We start from the raw sequence: 18470 nt of genomic DNA, 5'->3' as shown, positions 1-18470 counted from the left end.
TAAAATTATTATTGAACATGACATCTAAACAGCGTGTGCAAAGCGCACTAGCCCATCGTATGCCCGATTGCGTACCGGTCGACTTCGGAGCAACTTCAGTTACCGGTATCCATTGCAAGGTCGTGGAGGCTTTGCGGCAACATTATGGATTGGACCCGCATCCTGTCCGCGTCATCGAACCTTTCCAGATGCTGGGAGAGATCGAGAGTGACCTGCAGGAGATTATCGGTGTAGATTGTGTCCCTGTTTTCGGGCGGAAGGATATGTTCGACATCGATGAAACACAACTTCACGAACAAATAACCCCCTGGGGACAGAAAGTGATGATCGCCTCCGGTATCGACCTGACGACTGATGCAGAGGGAGACGTGCATATCTATGCGGGTGGCGACCGTTCTTATCCCCCCAGTGCCGTGATGCCGGCTGACTGTTATTTTATCAATGCAACCGAACGGCAGGAGTATGTCGACGATGATGCGATTCAGCCGGAAGATAACCTGGAAGAATTCGGGCCTATTTCAGAAGAAGATCTTCAGTATTATAAGGAGGCAGTCGAAAAGGCTGCTGCCACGGGAAAAGCGGTCGTTGCCAGCTTCGGAGGTACGGCACTGGGCGATATTGCTTTCGTTCCGGGTATGGGCCTGAAAGATCCGAAAGGAATCCGGAATGTGGCGGAATGGTATATGTCTACCTCCATGCGCCGTGACTATGTACAAACCGTCTTTGAAAAGCAGACCGATATCGCGATAGCAAATTATCAACGTCTTTGGGATGCAGTGGGTGAAAAAGTCGATGTAGTCTTTACCTGCGGAACCGATTTCGGCACACAGGATTCTCAATTCTGCTCCCTCGATACCTTCCGCGAGTTGTGGCTCCCTCACTATAAACGGATGAATGACTGGATCCATGAGCATACCACCTGGAAGGTATTCAAACACTGCTGTGGCGCCATCATTCCGCTTATGCCCGGTTTTATAGAGGCTGGTTTCGACATTCTCAACCCTGTACAGATCAATGCCAAGGATATGGATCCGCGCGTTTTGAAGAAAGAGTTTGGCGACCAGTTTACTTTCTGGGGCGGAGGCATCGACACGCAACGTATCCTGCCGAATGCAACACCCGAAGAGGTGCGGAGCCACGTCATGCAGGAATGTGAGATACTGGGGGCAGACGGCGGTTTCGTCTTTAATGCCGTCCATAATATACAGGCCAACGCACCGGTACGGAATGTAGTGGCAATGATAGAGACATTGCGTGAGTTACGAAGTTAAATACTAAAAGAAGAATAAAGTTATGGCAGATTTAGATAAATTGTATGAAGCTATTTTGACAGGAAAACTGAATGTAGCCAAGGAGGTAACCAACGAGGCTATTGCAGAGAATATCGACCCGCATTTGATCATTAATAACTATATGTCGCGGGCCATGGAAGACATCGGTAAACGTTTTGAGGAAGGAAAAGCCTTTGTCCCTGAACTATTAATGGCAGCTCGTGCCATGAAAGGTGCGCTCGACCTGCTGAAACCGCAAATGAAAGGTGCTGCTTCCCATAGTTTGGGAAAAGTGGTGATAGGAACGGTGAAAGGTGATTTGCATGATATCGGAAAGAACCTGGTAGCTTCCATGCTCGAAGGTTGCGGATTCGAGGTGATCAACCTGGGTACCGATATTTCTTCGGAAAAGTTCATCAATGCTTTGAAAGAAAACCAGGCGCAGATACTTTGCCTTTCAGCGCTGTTGACTACAACGATGAACTATATGCAGGAGGTTATCAAAGCCCTGGAAGAAAACGGTCTTCGTAGTCAGGTGAAAGTCATGGTAGGCGGTGCACCGGTCTCTGAATCCTTTGCCCGCCAGATCGGAGCAGACGGTTATAGCGACAATGCCAATGCCGCCGTAACGCTTGCTAAATCCTTATTATCCGCCTGATCGTATGCAGGAGTACGAGTTGGATTTCAGTCAGCTGTCCCTGACGCCACACGAGTTGTTCGTGGAGATGGGATACAGCAAGACGCAACAACCGGAAGAACCCGTGGAGACATTGGTTGTTTCCATGCTGGAAGATATATCCTCTTGGGTAAAGCCGCGTTGTACATTCGGTCTGTTTGGCGGACGGATAGAAGGTGAGGAGGTCGTAATAAACGGCGGTGAACGCTTGCAGGTAGGGGCTACCATCGCTACCCTAATGAAGAGCTCTCAACGTTTTGTTCTTTTTGCGGCCACGGCTGGTACTGCTTTTCAAGCTTATCAAGATCGTTTGAAGGCGGAAGGCGATATTCTGAAATGTTTTATAGCCGATGTAATCGGAAGTTGCATTGCCGAAAAGGCCGGAGATTACATGGAGCGATTGCTCGAAAAAAAACTGGGCGGCGAACGGCATACCAACCGTATGAGTCCGGGTTATTGCGGTTGGCATTTGTCCGGTCAGAAGACTCTCTTCCGGTTGATGGGCGAGCATCCTTGCGGCATCAGTTTGTCTGAGGTTTGTTTGATGACGCCGATTAAGTCTATCAGTGGCGTGATCGGTATCGGACCTGAAGTGGATGAGAAAAAGTATGGTTGTCAGTTTTGTGAGTTAGAAACCTGTTATAAACGAAAAAGATTGAAGAAATAATGGAAATACAGAAATGGTTACAGGAAACAATGAGCCGGCAGGAGAGAAGGGCCGTTCCTATCATGACGCATCCCGGTATCGAACTATGCGGTAAAACAGTGAAAGATGCAGTTACCAGCGGCGAAGTACATGCAGAAGCCATCTGCCGGTTGAACGAGCAATATCCGTCGGCAGCTCCGACGGTCATCATGGATTTGACGGTAGAGGCAGAAGCTTTCGGTGCGAAAGTGGTTTTTCCGGAAGATGAAGTACCCAGTGTAACGGAACCGTTGGTATCCGACAAAGAGTCCATAGATAATTTACAGATCCCCTCGTTGGATGCCGGACGTGTGCCCGAATATCTGAAAGCAAACCGCCTGACGGCTGAGCGTGTAAAGGATAAGCCTGTCTTTGCCGGTTGTATCGGTCCGTTTTCGTTGGCAGGACGTTTGTTCGGTTTGTCCGAATTGATGATTGCCCTGTATGTGGAACCGGAGAATATAGCCGTCTTGCTCGAAAAGTGCACCCGTTTTCTGATCGACTATACCCGTGCGATCAAACAGACAGGCGTTCACGGTGTGATCATGGCGGAACCGGCGGCAGGTCTGATCTCAAACGAAGATTGTATCTTGTATTCGACGGATTATGTTCGTCAGATCGTGGATGCGGTGCAGGATGAAAACTTTATGGTGATCCTGCATAACTGCGGAAACGCCGGGCATTGTACGGAAGCCATGGTTCAGTCGGGAGCTGTCGGGCTTCATTTCGGCAATAAGATAGATATGGCAGATGCGTTGGCTAACTGTCCGGAAGACCGGTTGGTTATGGGTAACCTGGACCCGGTCGGACTTTTCAAACAGGCATCTTCTGAACAAGTATATGCAGAGACGATGAATCTCTTAAAGAATACCAGCCAGTGGAAGAATTTCGTTTTATCGACAGGTTGTGATGTTCCCCCTCATATTCCCTCTGAGAATATCGAGGCGTTTTATCAGGCACTTAATGATTTTAACAACCGATCAGTGTAAAAAAAGAATGTCCTGTGTAAGCTCTTTACACAGGACATTGTATTTAGAATCGTACTTATCTGTTTCTTACCGGATAAACAACAGTTCCCGGTATTTCGGCAACGGCCACATCTGGTTATCCACCATCAGTTCCAGTTCGTCGATATGCTCGCGGATGTCGTCCAGGAACGGAACTACCGTATCATGATAAGCGATCGCCTTGCTGCGGAGGTCGGTGATGACGTTTGCTTTCTTACGGGCTTCGATCATTTCGTCCGTCATGCGTGTTACGGCATTCACGTGTTTGGAAATCTTACGTACCAGGCGGCGCGGTTCGGCTGACAGGTCTTCGTATTCATCCGGACTGAATGTCTCTTTCAGCTTGGTGATATTGCTGAGCAGCAAAGACTGGTAGTGCAATACAACCGGAATAATATGATTCATCGACAGATCACCCAATACGCGGGCTTCGATCTGTACTTTCTTAATATAGATTTCCCATTTTACTTCGTTACGGGCTTCCAGTTCCTTTTCATTCAATACGCCTGTTTCCTTGAACATACGGATCACTTCCGGTTTCAGGTAAGCATCGTATTGCAGTGGAACGCTATTTTCGCAATCCAGTCCGCGGCGGGCTGCTTCTTCCTTCCATTCGTCGCAGTAGCCGTTACCGTCGAAGCGGATCGGTTTGGATTCTTTGATATATGCTTTCAGTGTTTCGAAGATAGCCACTTCCTTACTCTTTCCGGCAGCCTGAAGTGCTTCCACATCTTTCTTGAACTGTTGAAGCTGATGAGCGACTGCCGAGTTGACAGCCAGCATAGCCGAGCCACAGTTCACGGAAGAACCCGGTGCACGGAACTCGAAACGGTTTCCTGTGAAAGCGAACGGAGAGGTACGGTTGCGGTCGGTATTATCCAGTAGCAATTCCGGTATCTGTCCGAAGCCCAGGCTCAGACGTTTCTTGTCATCTACCTCGATCGCGTCCTCGATCGAACTGTTCTCGAATTTATCCAGTATTTCGCTGATCTGCGTTCCCAGGAAAGAAGAGATGATAGCGGGAGGCGCTTCATTGGCTCCCAGACGGTGTGCGTTGGTAGCAGAAGCAATACTTGCTTTCAGTAAGGCATTATATTTATAAACGGCCATCAGCGTATTGACCACGAACGTGATAAAACGCAGGTTGTCTTCGCGGTCTTTACCCGGCGAGAACAGGTTGATGCCCGTATCGGTCCCCATCGACCAGTTACAATGTTTACCCGAACCGTTCACACCCATAAAAGGTTTTTCGTGAAGCAGTACGCGGAAATTATGACGGCGTGAAACACGTTTCATGACCGACATCAACAGCTGGTTATGGTCGTTTGCCAGGTTACATTCTTCATAGATCGGAGCCAACTCGAACTGGTTCGGGGCAACCTCGTTATGACGGGTCTTCACCGGGATACCCAGCTTGTAACATTCCACTTCCAGGTCTTTCATAAATTCCTGTACGCGTGAAGGAATGGCACCGAAATAATGGTCGTCCAACTGCTGGTTCTTGGCACTTTCGTGTCCGAGCAGCGTACGTTCTGTCAGTGACAGGTCGGGACGGGCCGAATACAATTCTTCGTCTACCAGGAAATATTCCTGTTCCCAGCCCAGGTAGGTGATCACTTTATGAACATCTTCGTTGAAGTAGTTGCAGACCTCTTTGGCTGCTTTGTTCAGAGCTTCAACCGAGCGGATAAGCGGTGTTTTGTAGTCGAGTGCTTCACCGGTATAAGCGATAAAGACAGTCGGGATACACAAGGTGTCGTCTACAATAAATGCGGGAGAGGAGGGGTCCCAGGCAGAATATCCGCGGGCTTCGAATGTGTTGCGCAGTCCGCCGTTGGGGAAGCTGGATGCGTCCGGTTCCTGTTGAGCGAGCAGTTTGCCACTAAATTCTTCGATCATACCGCCATTGCCGTCGTGTTCTACAAAAGCGTCGTGCTTTTCGGCTGTTCCGTCGGTAAGCGGTTGGAACCAGTGTGTGTAATGGGTTACTCCTTTTTCCAGTGCCCACATACGCATACCGGCAGCTACATGGTTGGCTATTTCCCGGTCGATAGGTGTTCCATTATCAATGGCGTGGGTCAGGGCTTTGTACGTTTCCTTGGAGAGATACTTTTGCATCGCCTTGCGGTTAAATACGTTCTCGCCATAGTACTCGGATACTTTCTGTTTGGGAGTGATGGCTTCTACGGCCTTACGGTTGGAAGCTTTCTCCACTGCATTAAAGCGTGAGATTGACATACGGATTATTTTTTTGTTTACCGGCTGCAAAGATACGGGCAAATCTTTGTTTATGCTTTCATTGGGTAGTTAAAAAGAAACAAAGCCCACCCGACTTGGGATGAGCTTCGATTATCTTTTTTTAGAGTACAGTATGTTAGGACTGAGCTAACAAGGGCACTATTATGGAGCAAAAGTAGGGTATTCTATTTTTTCTCGTTACAATCTTCTTCGGAGTCTTTTTTTCCCCATTTATGCCTTGCCCAGAAATATACAATAGACAAGCAAGCCACTAGAAAAAGCTGAATTATAAGTCTATCGTCCATTTTGTTTCTTTTATCAATAAAATATTTGCCAAGCTCCTTCAGCATGTCTTCGTTCTTCATACAAATTTAGATTATTATGTGTATATATCAAAGGTTATTCACTAAATTCTTTTGCATCTTAGCATAAATACATTGTTTTTCTTTCGAAAAGCGAAGAAATGATTTTTTACATGCTTCAATTCTATATCCAATAGTGAAGCAATAATACAGGGAAGGATTAATACACTTATTCATAGTATAAAAGTTTTGAGTTACCGAACATCAAGTAACAATGCAAATATAAAGATTAGTTTTCATTTCCTAAATTATTCGACTTTTTATTTTCAAGAAATCAACGCAAATTATTCTTTTATTGGGTGTTCAGAATGGCTTTTTGAATGTAAAAAATGCGATTATTCCCGTTTCTCTTGATTTTATTCTTCCAGGTAACTAATTAAATTAATGTACACACGCGTACATTATATAAGGATATGTTTTATTTTGATGATTGTTTTTGGGAACGTATAATGCTGTGTAGACTTTGAATATTATATATTGGAGGGCTGAAAATGAGTGACTAATTTTAACGTCCCTTTTTTCTCGTCACTTTTTGGGAATTCGTTTTCTAAAGCGAGTATTTCGTACTAACTTTGCTATCCAATTGATAAGAAAGGATATAGGAAAAGAAAAATTATTCGGAAAAAGATTGGCGGTTAGAAAGAATGTTGTAATTTTGCTGACGAGAAAAAAGGGACGTTTAAACTAGTCATTCGAGTTTTGACAGTATCAAAAGCCCCTACGGAAAAGGACTTTTAAGTAACACTATTATTAATATTAAATTTATTGATTATGAACAAAAAGTTTTCTACGCTTGTAGCTAGCTTGTTATTTGCTTCAGCTTTTTCAGCTTATGCAGGTACAGCGGCTTCAATGTTTACGGCTCCTACAGCTGTTGTGGCTTCTACTCGTGCTACAGTTGCAGCAGTGGAAACAGACTTGGATGCTTTGGATGGTTGGGATGCAACTGCTACAGTGGAAGGACAGTTGTTGTCTACTATTAAAGACAATTCTCGTTTATTTGTTATTCAGAAGGCTGCAACAACAGCTGCTGATGCTGACGATTTCCTGACTTATAATGCAACTTTTAAAGGAGATGCTTATGATGGAACTTCTGCTGCTGTTGCTGCTCCTTTCTACTGGTCTTTAACTGCTAATGGTCAGGTTAAGAATCAGGCTGGTAATGTACTTAGTGTTGGCGGTTTCTCTAACTTCGAAGTTGTTCCGGTTAAGAACAGTGGTTCTGTAACTGTAAATGGTGCTTTCTATGCGTTGGCTGTAAAAGCTGCTGATGGTAAAGTTTCTTATGTAGAATATGATGGTACAGATTTTACGCTGGGAACTGCTGATGCTGCTTATGCTACTAACATTGCTGATGCAGCTTTGTTTTCACCGGTAGAAGCTGCTTATACAACTGCTGCTAAAGGTGAAGATTTGAATAAAGAACTAAAAGATGGCTTTAGCCTGGCAGTTACTTATGGTGACAAAACAGTTACTGGAGCAGAGTTATTTGCAGACAAGTTGACTGCAATGGCCTTTGCAGGTGGTAATTTTGCTGCTGCAACGACAGAGACTACTTTCTATCTGAAAAATAAAGCAGGAAAATATCTTGTTTTTGATCCGAGCTTGAACTCAACAAATGCAGTAAAAGGTGGTTTTAAGCTAATTAGCGAAGCTGATGCAAAAACATTAGCTGCTGGTGCTAGTGCTGCTACAGCTCAATTTATTATCAACACAGCTGATAACGGAACAAATACCGTACAGGTATTGGTTGATACTGACAAACGTTTATATGTAAATGTATCAAGTGCTACTAATGTATTGACAGCTCTTGATCCTGCAGCTTTGGGTACAAATGCTGCAAACTGGGCTGGATCAGCTATTGGCGCCTCAAACACACTTGACTTCAAGACCTTGTTGACAGGTCAGTTCTATAAAGTTAGCTATGTGAAGACAGGTGATGAAACGAATGCTAACGCATACAAAATCAATGGTGTGTTAGGTTTGAGATATAATACTACTACTGCTGCTGTTGAAGACGATTTCGTAAAGGCTGTTGACTTTGTTGCTGAAGATCCTTCTACAATGTGGGCTCCGAGCATTGATGGCGGTAACCTGGTATTAACAAACCGTGAAAATACAGGTATTAAAGTATCTCTTTCTTCATTGCGTCTTGTTGATGGTTCTTATGAAGCGGCTGTCGTAGCTAGTGAAGGTATTGCAGACAATGACTTGATCAAGATCACTCCGGTAGCTTCAGTTACAAAAACTGACGGTTATGAAGTGTATGCAGACAATGTACTGATCAACTCAACATTCTATTTGGGACAATCTCGTCGCAATGCTGACGGTGACGTTCCTGCTTATTGGGCAGAAAATCATGGTACTCACCAGATTGGTGCTACTGTAAATCAGGAAGAAGCTACTCAGTGGAATGTACAATTGGTTAAGAAAGAAGATGCTAAATATAATACACAGATCGACTCTGTATTGGTAGATAGCAAATTGTATTCTTACAATGCAACAACTGGTGTTATTACTGAAACTACCAATACATTGGCAGTTCTCCCGTATGTATTCCAAAACAGAGGTAACCGCGAATATGTAACTTTGAACGATGAAGTAAATTTGGAATATTACATCTGCGACAAGGACAACAAGAATACTCCTCGTGATGCTAAGTTCTTTGCATTGAAGAAAAGACCGGGTAATACATACAACTATGTAACTCTGGCTCTTAATAATACTTATAACGATAAAGGTAATGTTGATGCTATTGCTGCAATCAACGGTGCTGACAAAGTATACTTGAAGAACAGTGCCAACAAAGGTACTTGGGAAAACGTTGCAACTTATTCAGACGATGCTAACTCTTTGATGGTTGTTGATCCTATCGACGCTCCTGAATACCGTAAGGTGAAAAAAGACTGGGGTGATATCGTTAAGATCTACCGCGAAGAATATCCTACAGAAGTATTGTTCGAAAAAGCTGACGCTAAGTCTGTTGTAGACGGCGAAACTTTGAGCTTCCTGAATGTAAACAACAGCGTAAGCGGTGCAAACCCTGCATTGTTTGTTGACACAGCTTATGTAAACCGTACAGTTGGTGGTGTTGCAAACACTTGCTACCAATATCTGTTGGCTGTAAACGTAGACAAAGAAAACTCTGTTTACTGTCCTTACAATCCTGAACATAACACAGATGCTTGGAGAGAAGAACACGGTGGTCCTTGCGCTGACGCAAAAGAAAACCCGGCTGTAGTAAAAGGTCGCTTCTTGATCAACTTGATCGACACTGCATTTGCTTACAAAGAAGATCATCTGCACAACAATCCGTATATCAATATGGTTGAAGCAGACGAAAACAAAGCTAAGTTGTCATTCGTAGAAGGTATTCACAGCCAGGATACATTGTATATTACTCGCAAGGGTGGTGAAGTTGTTAAATTGGCTATGGACTCTCCGGAATTCAATGTTGCTAAGTTTGCTTTCCGTTATGTAGATAACAATGCTGGCTCATTCAAGATTCAGACTCAGTATAAGGAATATAATGCTGCTGACAAAGATGCATTTGATAAATCAGCTGATAATGAAGGTTACCTGCGTTGGGTGAACGGTACTGTAGTTGTAACTAATCAGTACACTAACGGTGAAACATTCAACATGGAAGAAAACTACGAAGGTAATGCGACAGCTAACGATGCAACTCCTGAAGTATCTGCAATCTCTGTTGCTACTGTTAAGGGTGCCGTTATCATCAAGGGTGCTGCTGATAAGAACGTGGTGATCACTAACGTACTTGGTCAGACAATTGCTAACACAGTAATCACTTCTAACGAAGCAACAATCTCTGCTCCTGCAGGTGTAGTTGTAGTAGCTGTAGAAGGCGAAGCTGCTGTAAAAGCAATCGTAAAATAAGCAATTATTTATAATCAAAATAATTCTAAATTGTTTACCGCGCGGTTCATATTGCATGCAACGCACAAAGAACCAATTAGCCTGTGACAGGCGAACAAGCGGTAGATATTAATACTAAAGTAATGAAATAAAGTTCTTCTGTTCGATCTCTGTGATGAGCAAAGACAGACAAAAACAAGCCCCGACGGTTCATTCCGCCGGGGCTTCGTTGTTAGAAAATATTGAACCTACTTTTGGCTTGATCTTTTGGTTACTTTTCTTTCAAGAGAAAAGTAACATTCAATTCTTATAAAACAAACAAATATGAAAAAAAACTGGACGCCGCACTACTGACAAACGCGGCACAAGATTTCAGGAACCAGTGTGAACAACTGGAGAGTGTATTGAATGAAGTGAAGAAAAGCGACAACTATATGTGTCGGCTTTTGAAAAACGCAGTGTGGAACGAAGATATGGTCGTGGAAGAAACGATCGTTTTCAACGGAACCGGTGCAGAGTTCGTCGAGCTGATCGGCCCCTTGCTGATGAGCGGGAAATGGACTGTCAACGACAAACATGCGGTGAAAGCTTTCCTCCGCTCGCTTTATTCCGTCTTTCAGATATGCTATGACTCGAAGAAAGAACCTCTGACACTCGGATCACTCGAAAATCTGGTACGGAATTATATGGATGAACACCGTGAAAGTCGTTCACACTTAGGTTATTAATTCCTTATTTTTCAAGCCGCCTATTGTTTCCCTAAAATAGTGTAAAACAATAGGCGGCCTTCTTTTTACTTCTTACATTGAGCATTTGTTAATCAACCTCTTTAATACAATTTATTATGCTGAAAGTAACACAGTTTGCCCGGTTCAAGCGCAATGAAGGAGATGTAAACCTGATCGATGTCCTGCAGGATATCCGTAGCGGGAAGTATGCCACCAAAGTCAACCAGATCCGTGTGTATATGGATAAGGGCAACCCCGACGCTGCCGAGACACTGAAGAAAGAGCTGCCTGCCGTCACCCTCTCGGCTACCTACGCGGGGCAGCGACTGGCTAAGTGTATCACTGCTTATAACCCGCTGGTGATTCTCGATTTCGATGAACTGAAGAAAGAAGACCTTGCCCGTTTGCTGGAAACGGCACGCCAGGCTGTCTATACGGTGGCCTGCTGGATCAGTCCGCGCGGACACGGAATCAAGATCATCGCTTATCCGGCTGTCCGCATGGAGCGCACCCTGAAGAACCATAAGGCGGTCTACACCCTGGTGAAGGATTGGTATGAAAACCAGCTGGGCATCGGGGCGGATGCGTCGGGGAGCGACATCGGGCGTCTGTGCCTGTTGTCGTACGATCCGACGTTGTATATCTCTCCCTGTTTCGAAGCGTGGCTGAAAGGCGAAAGCGGCGAGCCGGAAGGGATCGGCCTCATCGAGCCGCCGGTCGATCCGAAAGCGTCGCGCCTGCTCGCTTCTGCCCGCAAGAAGACCACCCGTAAGTATGCCTACGACAAAGGCAACCGTAACAATTATGTCCATCTTTTTGCCAGCCATTGCAACCGCCTGGGCATTAACCGGGCCGATGTGGTGAATTATGCCGCGAAAGCTTTTGCCGATCTCCCGGCGGATGAACGTGCAGCAGTTATCGACAGCGCCTATGCGCACGATGAACAGCATGCCACCGTTTTTTTGCAGACCGGCAGGAGAGGAGCGAGTTATGTGGTGCAGATACAGGAGCATTTGTCCGCTCACTATGATCTGCGCCGCAATGTGGTGCGCCGTCTGGTGGAGTGTAGACCGAAGGGTACGGATGAGTCGTTTACGCCGGTCAACGACTATTGGGAAAACTCCGTTTGGTGTGCCTTGCAGAAGGAGGGCGTATTGTGCAGTGTCTCCGAGCTGCGGTCGGTGATCCATTCCGATTTCAGTCCGGAGTATGATCCGTTCTGTTCTTATTTTGATCAGTTGCCTGCCTGGGACAGACAGACCGATCCGATCGGGGCATTGGCGGCTACTGTCTGCACGACCCGCCCGGCGTATTGGGAGAAATGTCTGCGAAAATGGCTGGTTGCCCTCGTTGCCTGTGCCTGCGACGAGCGGTTGGAGAATCATACGGTTTTGATGGTGAGCGGTGCGCAGGGGTTGGGCAAGACCACCTGGCTGCGTAACCTGGTGCCTCCCCGGTTGCGGCAGTATGTCTATTCGGGCAACCTCGACCCGACGGCCAAGGATTCGTCGTTGATGATGAGCGACTGTTTCCTGATCATCCTCGACGAGCTGTCGGGGCAGAGCCGCACGGAGCTGAATCAGTTGAAGGCGTTGATCACGAAAAACAGCGTGTACGAACGCCGTCCCTATGCCCGTAATGCCGAGACCTATGTGCGTCGTGCCTCCTTTGCCGCTACTGTCAACGACAGTGAGGTGCTGACCGACCGCACCGGGTCGCGGCGTTTCCTCTGTTTCGAGGCGACGCGTATCGACTATACCCTGCCGGTCGACCATACCGCCGTTTATGCGCAGGCGCTGGCTTTGTTTCGCGAAGGTTTCTGTTTTTGGTTTGCCAATGCGGATATTGCGGAGATCAACAGTAACAACGAACCTTTCCAGCTGGTCAGCCCGGAGCTGGAGCTGCTTTATACCTATTACCGTAAGCCGGTACGCTTCGAGATGCCGTTGTTGCTCTCCTGTAGCGAACTGGTCACCCGTATTGCCGAGCGGACACGTTTTCCGGTGACTGCTTCCGGTATAAATATCATGGGAAAAATGTTAAAAAGAGAGGGTTTCGAGTGGGTGAAGAAGCATGGCAAGCAGCTTTACAGGGTGATCGAGCTGACTTCCGAACAGGTGGAGGCCCGACGTAAAGGGTTCGGTTACGATCCGTCGGAAAATCCAGAAGACACAGATAAAGAGAAAGATATAGGAGACGATCAGACCGATCCGAAACTACCATTCTGAAAGCCGGGGGTAGGATGGGGCAGGCAAAAGATGTTTTCCGAAACTTTTTTAGCCTGTTCCTTTTGTTCCCTCTCTCCCGAAACCGCAAGGAACAAAAGGAACGGGTCGGAAAAGGTTCCCGGAGAGGGCTTTTAGGCTGCCTTATCCTGCCTTTTTCATCGCTGCCCTGCTTTTTGATATATATTTCTTTTCGGTGGCTGCCCGAGCCACTTTGTGTGGCTGCTGCAGTCGTTTCCGGTGGCTGCTGCAACTGTTTTGAGTGGTTGCAGCAGCGGTTTCAAATAGCTGTGGCAGCCACGGAAAAACAGTTACCGTTCAAGGTTCTCCCAAATGCAGGACGATGCACTCCACCTGTCTTGGCGTGAAGCTCCGCGCACCGGTATGATAGCCGAGTTCGATTAATTTTGCTTTCAGTGTGCCGTGATAGTTTATCCACCGCCAAAGTTGCATAATGGCTCCCCGCCGGCTGAGGTGGGGGTTATAGAGTTCCGCCAGTTCGCCTACTCCGTATGACCGTATAATGAAGCTTGCTTGTTCCATAGCTCGTTGTTTTTTATTTACTAAGATACGAATAATCAATGGATTGCCGAAATGTATCACTGCTTATTTTATACAAAAAAAGGTTTCCACTTAGTGAAAACCTTTATGATATTAATAAATCCTGACTGATCGTCAATATGTCTACTCTTCCTGATGGCGTTCTTCTTTGCGGTCTTGTATCATAAAGTAAATGCCACCAACAAAAGCGATAACAATTACTAATCCAAACATAATTAATGCTCCCATTTTATTTCCTCCTTTTCTTTTTTTCCGGTTGTTCTTTTGTCAAATAGAGCCCCCTAAGGCAAAGTTAGTAAATGTTTTTCATTCTCTATCACTTTACCGGAAATAAAATGTCGTTTCGTCACGTCCTGTCACCTAGGACATCAATGCCTCCTCATGGCTGTTGTATCTTTGATATATCATTAATAATCAACTAAAAACAATTGGATTATGGCATTTCAGTATCATTTGGTTCTCAGGAAGAACCTCAGTAAGAATGTAGAGGAAGGGAAGGAGAAACTTTTCTATGCGCAGACCCGTGCGACGGGGACGTGTACCTTCGCAGAGTTGTGTGCCCTGGTGGCACAGAGTTCCACGGCTTCGAGTGGTGATGTGAAGGTGGTGATCGACCGTTTGATAGAATTTCTCCTGTTGTTCCTGGCACGCGGTGAAGTGGTTCAGTGCGGCGAGTTCGGAACCTTCCAGTTGGTGCAGACCAGTTCCGGAAGTGTCACGGTCGATGATTTCTCTTCATCTATGTTGTATCGTGCACGTCTTCGTTTCCGTCCCGGCGAGAAGTTGCGCAACCTGATCGCGACAGCCAAAGGCGAGCGTTTCAAATTGGATGAGCCGAAAACGGACACAGGTGGCGGCAGTGGCGAAGATGACCGTCCGGTAATCGAATAATATCCTTACCCCCCCTGTGTGTATGGATAAAGAGTCGTTTACCCGCAAGTACCTCCCCGCCGCACGTGTGGCGGGTGAGTTGTACGGACTGAACCCGGTGGTTATCCTGGCGCAGTCTGCCATCGAATCCGGCTGGGGCGAGAGCACCCTGGCTACCCTCTACAACAACTTTTTCGGGCTGACGGGCTACGGTGTGGCGAATGCCTACTGGCATGGCGGCAAGACAGTTCCGGATAAGCCGGACGGCCTGTTGTTCCGCCGGTATGACCGTCCTGAAAACAGCTTCCTCGATTTTGCCCGCCTGATAACGACGGTCTACAAACAGGCGGCTGCCGTGAGCCATTATCCGGCGGCTTATGCCCGTGAGATTGCTTACAGCCGGTATATCAGTGAAGTGAACGGGGATAACCGCGAAGCGTATTGCAATATGCTGGAACGTATTGCACGGTCGCTGGTCCCCATAGTGTATAATCTTAATAATAAAGAAAGTGTATGAGCGAGAATGGAAACAGTAACAAGGTGAGAGGAATACTTCAGTTTATAATGGATTTGCTGGGATTCCTGTTGGGTAGGAGAAAGCAATAGAAAGAGAGGGGGAGAGCTCAATGTTTGTCAGATGTGAATGTAGCGTCGTTGGTAGGGGCGGTTCGCGAACCGCCCTTACAGGCGCCGTCATAATGGAACAGGCAGGTTCGACCGTAGGGGCGGGGTCTGCCCGCCCCTACAGCTGAACCTGTCATTTGGGTTAAAACAGACTCCATGCCACCGTCAGTCCAGCCATCACAATCGCCACCATGCTCATCAGTTTGATCAGGATATTGAGGCTCGGTCCGGAAGTATCTTTGAACGGATCGCCGACCGTATCGCCAACGACAGTTGCCTTGTGGGCTTCGCTGCCTTTGCCACCGTGGTTACCCTCTTCGATATGCTTCTTTGCATTGTCCCAGGCTCCTCCGGCATTCGCCATGAAGATGGCTAGGACGAAGCCGGTGCTAAGGCCGCCGATCAGCAGTCCGATCACTCCGGTAACTCCGAATATCAGTCCGGTAACGATTGGAGCAATGATAGCCAGCAATGAAGGAACAATCATCTCATGCTGTGCCCCTTTCGTCGAAATCTCCACGCAACGGGCATAATCGGGTTCTGCCTTGCCGGTCAGAATACCCGGTATTTCGCGGAACTGGCGGCGTACTTCCTCCACCATATGTCCGGCAGCACGTCCGACGGCATTCATCGTCAATCCGCAGAACATAAACGCCATCATAGAGCCGAGGAACATGCCCGAAAGTACTTTCGGATTCATCAATGTCACATCATAATAAATCATGAAGTCGGAGAAAGAAGCCTTCGAAATCTCCATCGTCCGTCCGTCGGCGAATGACAGGACGGTTTCTCCCAGGCGAAGCAAACCGATTTTGATCTCTTCTATATACGAAGCAAGCAATGCCAGTCCCGTCAGTGCTGCTGAACCGATGGCAAAACCTTTGCCCGTAGCCGCTGTCGTATTTCCGAGCGAGTCGAGCGCATCGGTACGTTTGCGCACTTCTTTACCCAGGCCGGACATTTCGGCATTACCTCCGGCATTGTCGGCTATCGGTCCGTATGCATCGGTCGCCAGTGTAATACCCAACGTGGAAAGCATTCCGACGGCGGCAATACCGATCCCGTACAATCCCATCCCGACATTGCTGAAATCGAATCCGGAAGCAAAAAGGAAGGAACAGATGATACCGACAACGACGGCCAGTACGGGGATAGCGGTAGACATCATTCCTAATCCCAATCCGGAGATGATAACGGTAGCCGGTCCGGTCAGTCCTGCTTCGGATACCCGTCTGGTGGGTTTATATGATTGCGAAGTGTAATATTCCGTAGCCTGTCCGATCACGATACCTACCAGCAAACCGATCACTACCGAGCAGCTGATCCAAAACCAGTTGTTCAGTCCCAGCATATAAAGTATCCCGAACGTAGAGAGTGCGATCAGCACCGAACTGAGGTTTGTTCCCGTCGCCAGTGCTTTCAGCAATTGCCGGATCGTAGCATCTTCATTGGTCCGGACGGCAAAGATACCCAGGATCGAGAGGACGATCCCGACGGCTGCGATCAGCATCGGTGCGATAACAGCCTTGTACTGCATTTCTATATCTCCGGAAGAGACAAAGGCGGCGGCACCGAGGGCTGCGGTCGCCAGTATCGATCCGCAATAAGATTCATAGAGGTCGGCACCCATACCGGCTACGTCGCCTACATTATCACCTACGTTGTCGGCGATGGTGGCAGGGTTACGCGGGTCGTCTTCCGGAATACCGGCTTCCACTTTCCCGACCAGGTCGGCACCTACGTCGGCTGCTTTGGTATAGATGCCGCCACCTACACGGGCAAAGAGTGCCTGGGTGGAAGCACCCATTCCGAACGTCAGCATGGTAGTGGTGATAATGGTCAGTTTATGAGTCGGATTCAATGCTTCATCGGGGATAAGAGCATTCAGGAGGATATACCAGAAAGATATGTCGAGCAGTCCGAGCCCCACAACCACGAGTCCCATTACGGCACCGCTGCGGAAGGCAACCTGTAGTCCCTTATTTAAAGACGAGCGGGCTGCATTGGCTGTACGGGCAGAAGCATAGGTCGCAGTTTTCATCCCCAGGAACCCCGCCAGCCCGGAGAAGAAACCGCCGGTCAGGAAGGCAATGGGAACCCATTCGTTCTGCACGCCGAAACCATAAGCCATAATGGAAAACAAGATAACCAATACAAGGAAGACCGAGGCTACGACCTTGTATTGTTGTTTCAGGTACGACATCGCACCTTCACGTACATAAGAAGCGATCTTTGCCATCGTTTCCGTTCCTTCACTCTCTTTCATCATTTGCCGGAAGAAGAACCAGGCAAATACCAGCGCCAGAACCGACGCTACGGGTACAATCCAGAAAATACTAGTTATCATAGTCATTCGATTTAAAGTGATTCAAGACCTTATTTTGTCTCCCGTAAATGTAACGAAAATAAAGAAGTGGAGAAACTTTTTCGTAAATAATAATGTTTCATTCTAAAAAAAACAGCATATTTGTCACATAAAAGAGAGAAAACATACAATGACGCAAGAATCGAACCATAAGACCTATAAACTGGGATTGGCCTTGAGCGGAGGTGGCGCGAAAGGTTTTGCACACCTGGGAGTATTCAAGTTGCTGGAAGAGTGCGGATTGAAGCCGGATGTGATCGTTGGGACGAGCGTCGGATCGTTAATGGGTACCTTGTTTGCCGACGGTTATTCGGCGGATGAGTTGAAAGAACTTTTTACCGGTCGTGAATTCTCCGAATTTGCACAGCTTCAGATCCCCAAATCCGGATTGTTTGACAGCAAACGTTTCCGGTATTTTCTGAAACGCCATTTAAGAGCCAAGACGTTTGAAGAGCTGAAGATTCCTATGATAGTGGTAGCGACCGATCTCGATAACGGCGAAAGCCATGAGTTCAAGAGCGGACCTATCGTGGATGCGGTGACTGCCTCGTGCAGTATTCCGATCATTTTCAGCCCGGTGGTCATCAACGGAGTGCATTATGTGGATGGCGGCCTGTTCCATAACTTCCCGGTATCCATTATCCGCGATATGTGCGAGAGGGTGATCGGGGTGAATGTCAGTCCGCTTGTCCCCCAGAAATACAAGCAAACGATATTTCATATAGCAGAGCGTTCCTATCACTATATGTTCCGGGCGAATACGCTGGAAGACCGCGAAATGTGCGACGTACTGATCGAAGCGGAAGAATTTGGCATGTATAAAACCTTTGATCTGGAGAATGTGGAACAGATTGCACGTATCGGCTATGATGCGGCGATCCGGGCATTCGAACTGGTGATACAAGAGAATAAATATGAAACCCTGGTGAAAGCGATTGTGGCACGAAAGAATAATATACTCTTGCCATAGTTTGGCACGGCA

14 protein-coding genes and 1 pseudogene are annotated in these 18470 nt (G+C 47.0%); 10 read left to right on the top strand and 5 right to left on the bottom strand.

What is annotated here, in order from left to right:
• Positions 1-17 precede the first annotated feature (17 nt).
• The 4 genes and pseudogenes from DXD68_RS07155 (at position 18) to DXD68_RS07140 (ending at position 3621) form a co-directional block, all read left to right on the top strand.
• On the top strand, positions 18-1271 hold the full coding sequence (locus DXD68_RS07155) for a uroporphyrinogen decarboxylase family protein (RefSeq protein ID WP_122360940.1): 1254 nt from the start codon (positions 18-20) through the stop codon (positions 1269-1271).
• Between the two features lie 31 nt (positions 1272-1302).
• Positions 1303-1929: pseudogene (locus DXD68_RS07150) on the top strand (corrinoid protein); the annotation flags it as partial.
• Positions 1930-1933: 4 nt separating this feature from the next.
• On the top strand, positions 1934-2614 hold the full coding sequence (locus DXD68_RS07145; RefSeq protein ID WP_122360939.1) for a vitamin B12 dependent-methionine synthase activation domain-containing protein: 681 nt from the start codon (positions 1934-1936) through the stop codon (positions 2612-2614).
• Entirely contained in the window at positions 2614-3621 is a 1008-nt protein-coding gene (locus DXD68_RS07140) for a uroporphyrinogen decarboxylase family protein (protein ID WP_122360938.1), read from the top strand. The genes DXD68_RS07145 and DXD68_RS07140 overlap by 1 nt, the downstream gene beginning before the upstream one ends.
• A 66-nt stretch (positions 3622-3687) precedes the next feature.
• On the opposite strand, the gene DXD68_RS07135 is transcribed toward DXD68_RS07140, so the two are convergent.
• A complete protein-coding gene (locus tag DXD68_RS07135) occupies positions 3688-5877 on the bottom strand; it encodes a glutamine synthetase III (RefSeq protein WP_122361099.1) in 2190 nt (729 codons plus the stop codon).
• A 185-nt stretch (positions 5878-6062) separates the two neighbouring features.
• Positions 6063-6242 (bottom strand): hypothetical protein, encoded by a 180-nt coding sequence (locus DXD68_RS07130; protein ID WP_122360937.1) that lies wholly within the window; start codon positions 6240-6242, stop codon positions 6063-6065.
• Between the two features lie 768 nt (positions 6243-7010).
• Between DXD68_RS07130 and DXD68_RS07125 the strand changes: the two genes are divergently transcribed.
• The 3 genes from DXD68_RS07125 (at position 7011) to DXD68_RS07115 (ending at position 13071) form a co-directional block, all read left to right on the top strand.
• A complete protein-coding gene (locus tag DXD68_RS07125) occupies positions 7011-10136 on the top strand; it encodes a DUF6383 domain-containing protein (protein WP_147382981.1) in 3126 nt (1041 codons plus the stop codon).
• A gap of 425 nt (positions 10137-10561) precedes the next feature.
• A complete protein-coding gene (locus DXD68_RS07120) occupies positions 10562-10843 on the top strand; it encodes a hypothetical protein (RefSeq protein WP_233577022.1) in 282 nt (93 codons plus the stop codon).
• Between the two features lie 116 nt (positions 10844-10959).
• Positions 10960-13071 (top strand): VapE domain-containing protein, encoded by a 2112-nt coding sequence (locus DXD68_RS07115; RefSeq protein WP_122360934.1) that lies wholly within the window; start codon positions 10960-10962, stop codon positions 13069-13071.
• Positions 13072-13386: 315 nt separating this feature from the next.
• Here DXD68_RS07115 and DXD68_RS07110 read toward each other — a convergent pair whose 3' ends face one another.
• On the bottom strand, positions 13387-13611 hold the full coding sequence (locus DXD68_RS07110; protein ID WP_122360933.1) for a DUF4248 domain-containing protein: 225 nt from the start codon (positions 13609-13611) through the stop codon (positions 13387-13389).
• Positions 13612-14064: 453 nt separating this feature from the next.
• On the opposite strand from DXD68_RS07110, the gene DXD68_RS07105 reads away from it, so the two are divergent.
• Both DXD68_RS07105 and DXD68_RS07100 read left to right on the top strand, forming a co-directional pair.
• Positions 14065-14520: an HU family DNA-binding protein gene (locus DXD68_RS07105; protein WP_122360932.1), complete on the top strand. Its 456-nt coding sequence runs from the start codon at positions 14065-14067 to the stop codon at positions 14518-14520.
• Between the two features lie 22 nt (positions 14521-14542).
• Positions 14543-15016 carry a glucosaminidase domain-containing protein gene (locus DXD68_RS07100; protein ID WP_122360931.1) on the top strand — a complete coding sequence of 158 codons (474 nt, stop codon included), beginning with the start codon at positions 14543-14545 and terminating at the stop codon, positions 15014-15016.
• Positions 15017-15122: 106 nt separating this feature from the next.
• Here DXD68_RS07100 and DXD68_RS24070 read toward each other — a convergent pair whose 3' ends face one another.
• Positions 15123-15260 carry a hypothetical protein gene (locus tag DXD68_RS24070; protein ID WP_158585861.1) on the bottom strand — a complete coding sequence of 46 codons (138 nt, stop codon included), beginning with the start codon at positions 15258-15260 and terminating at the stop codon, positions 15123-15125.
• Between the two features lie 5 nt (positions 15261-15265).
• On the bottom strand, positions 15266-17470 hold the full coding sequence (locus DXD68_RS07095; protein WP_122360930.1) for a sodium-translocating pyrophosphatase: 2205 nt from the start codon (positions 17468-17470) through the stop codon (positions 15266-15268).
• A 148-nt stretch (positions 17471-17618) separates the two neighbouring features.
• Here DXD68_RS07095 and DXD68_RS07090 point away from each other — a divergent pair, with 148 nt between their 5' ends.
• Positions 17619-18458, top strand: a complete 840-nt coding sequence (locus tag DXD68_RS07090) for a patatin-like phospholipase family protein (RefSeq protein WP_122360929.1) — start codon at positions 17619-17621, stop codon at positions 18456-18458.
• Positions 18459-18470: the final 12 nt, after the last annotated feature.

This window comes from Parabacteroides sp. TM07-1AC, from assembly GCF_003480915.1.
Taxonomy (GTDB): domain Bacteria; phylum Bacteroidota; class Bacteroidia; order Bacteroidales; family Tannerellaceae; genus Parabacteroides; species Parabacteroides chongii.
Note: the sequence above shows the minus strand (reverse complement) of the source record. Positions and strands in the feature narration are given on the sequence as shown.

Coding starts and splice junctions, on each gene's coding strand:
- DXD68_RS07155 (WP_122360940.1), top strand. CDS start 18: ATGACATCTAAACAGCGTGTGCAAAGCGCACTAGCCCATCGTATGCCC.
- DXD68_RS07145 (WP_122360939.1), top strand. CDS start 1,934: ATGCAGGAGTACGAGTTGGATTTCAGTCAGCTGTCCCTGACGCCACAC.
- DXD68_RS07140 (WP_122360938.1), top strand. CDS start 2,614: ATGGAAATACAGAAATGGTTACAGGAAACAATGAGCCGGCAGGAGAGA.
- DXD68_RS07135 (WP_122361099.1), bottom strand. CDS start 5,877: ATGTCAATCTCACGCTTTAATGCAGTGGAGAAAGCTTCCAACCGTAAG.
- DXD68_RS07130 (WP_122360937.1), bottom strand. CDS start 6,242: ATGAAGAACGAAGACATGCTGAAGGAGCTTGGCAAATATTTTATTGAT.
- DXD68_RS07125 (WP_147382981.1), top strand. CDS start 7,011: ATGAACAAAAAGTTTTCTACGCTTGTAGCTAGCTTGTTATTTGCTTCA.
- DXD68_RS07115 (WP_122360934.1), top strand. CDS start 10,960: ATGCTGAAAGTAACACAGTTTGCCCGGTTCAAGCGCAATGAAGGAGAT.
- DXD68_RS07110 (WP_122360933.1), bottom strand. CDS start 13,611: ATGGAACAAGCAAGCTTCATTATACGGTCATACGGAGTAGGCGAACTG.
- DXD68_RS07105 (WP_122360932.1), top strand. CDS start 14,065: ATGGCATTTCAGTATCATTTGGTTCTCAGGAAGAACCTCAGTAAGAAT.
- DXD68_RS07100 (WP_122360931.1), top strand. CDS start 14,543: ATGGATAAAGAGTCGTTTACCCGCAAGTACCTCCCCGCCGCACGTGTG.
- DXD68_RS24070 (WP_158585861.1), bottom strand. CDS start 15,260: ATGACAGGTTCAGCTGTAGGGGCGGGCAGACCCCGCCCCTACGGTCGA.
- DXD68_RS07095 (WP_122360930.1), bottom strand. CDS start 17,470: ATGATAACTAGTATTTTCTGGATTGTACCCGTAGCGTCGGTTCTGGCG.
- DXD68_RS07090 (WP_122360929.1), top strand. CDS start 17,619: ATGACGCAAGAATCGAACCATAAGACCTATAAACTGGGATTGGCCTTG.